Below are 1,828 nucleotides of genomic sequence, written 5' to 3' on the forward strand. Positions count from 1 at the left end.
AGCTGCTCGGCCTTGAACGGCATACCGTTCACCTGGTTGTAGGAGTGGGCGTCGACCAGGTACTTCGCCCGGATGAGGGTGGCGAGCTGACCGAGGTTCATCTCGGGCACCACCACCTTGTCGTAACGCCGCAGGACCTCGCCGAGATTCCGCGGGAAGGGGTTGAGGTGGCGCAGATGCGCCTGCGCGATCGCGTGCCCGGCGTTGCGCAGCCGCCGTACCGCGGCGGTGATCGGCCCGTAGGTGGAGCCCCAGCCCAGGACCAGCGTCGTCGCCTGGTTGGGGCCTCCCCTGCTCGAACGAAGCTGAGAGTTTGGGGAAGGGTCGTCGACCTCGAGGTCGGGGACGTCGATGCCGTCGATCTTGGCCTGGCGGGTGCGGACCATGAAGTCGTGGTTGGCCGGGTCGTAGGAGATGTTGCCCGTGCCGTCCTGCTTCTCGATGCCGCCGATACGGTGCTCCAGGCCCGGCGTGCCCGGGATCGCCCAGGGCCGGGCCAGGGTCTGCGGGTCGCGCTTGTAGGGCCAGAACACCTCGGTGCCGTCGTCCAGGGTGTGGTTCGGGCCGCTCGCGAACTGCACCCGGAGGTCCGGGAGTTCGTCGAGCTCGGGGATGCGCCACGGCTCGGAGCCGTTGGCTAGGTAGCCGTCGGAGAGCAGGAACACCGGGGTGCGGTAGGTCAGCGCGATCCGGGCGGCCTCGATGGCCGCGTCGAAGCAGTCGGCGGGCGTGCGCGGCGCGACCACGGGGACGGGGGCCTCGCCGTTGCGGCCGTACATCGCCTGCAGCAGGTCGGCCTGCTCGGTCTTGGTCGGCAGACCGGTCGAGGGCCCGCCGCGCTGGATGTCGACGATCAGCAGCGGCAGCTCCAGCGACACGGCCAGACCGATGGTCTCGCTCTTGAGCGCCACACCCGGACCGGAGGTGGTCGTCACGGCCAGGGAGCCGCCGAAGGCCGCACCCAGCGCGGCACCGATGCCCGCGATCTCGTCCTCGGCCTGGAAGGTGCGGACACCGAAGTTCTTGTGCCGGGACAGCTCGTGCAGGATGTCCGAGGCCGGGGTGATCGGGTACGAGCCCAGGTACAGCGGCAGGTCCGCCTGCTGGGACGCGGCGATCAGACCGTAGGACAGGGCCAGGTTGCCGGAAATGTTGCGGTAGGTGCCGACCGGGAACGCCTTCGCCGCCGGCGCCACCTCGTAGGAGACCGCGAAGTCCTCGGTGGTCTCGCCGAAGTTCCAGCCCGCGCGGAACGCGGCGATGTTCGCCGCCGCGATGTCCGGCTTCTTGGCGAACTTCGACTTCAGAAACCGCTCCGTACCCTCCGTCGGCCGGTGGTACATCCAGCTGAGCAGCCCCAACGCGAACATGTTCTTGCTGCGCTCGGCCTCCTTGCGGGACAGGTCGAACTCCTTGAGCGCCTCCACGGTCAGCGTGGTCAGCGGCACCGGGTGGAGGTTGTAGCCGTCCAGCGAGCCGTCCTCGAGCGGGTTGGTCGCGTAGCCGACCTTCTGCATCGCCCGCTTGGTGAACTCGTCCGTGTTGACGATGATCTCCGCGCCCCGCGGCAGATCGCCGACGTTCGCCTTCAGTGCCGCCGGGTTCATCGCCACCAGCACGTTCGGCGCGTCACCGGGGGTGAGGATGTCGTGGTCGGCGAAGTGCAGCTGGAACGACGACACGCCCGGCAGGGTGCCGGCGGGGGCCCGGATCTCCGCGGGGAAGTTCGGCAGGGTCGACAGGTCGTTGCCGAACGAGGCCGTCTCCGAGGTGAAGCGGTCGCCCGTGAGCTGCATACCGTCGCCCGAGTCACCCGCGAACCGGATGA

1 protein-coding gene is annotated in these 1,828 nt (G+C 69.2%); it reads right to left on the reverse strand.

The window, feature by feature from the left end; genetic code table 11:
* Positions 1 to 1,826, reverse strand: a 1,826-nt coding sequence (locus EF387_RS46400) for a 2-oxoacid:acceptor oxidoreductase subunit alpha (protein ID WP_238432108.1), incomplete at its 3' end; no start/stop codon positions are given.
* Positions 1,827 to 1,828 lie beyond the last annotated feature (2 nt).

The sequence above is a fragment of the Streptomyces cavernae genome (assembly GCF_004023625.1).
In the GTDB taxonomy this organism is placed as follows: Bacteria; Actinomycetota; Actinomycetes; order Streptomycetales; family Streptomycetaceae; genus Streptomyces; species Streptomyces cavernae.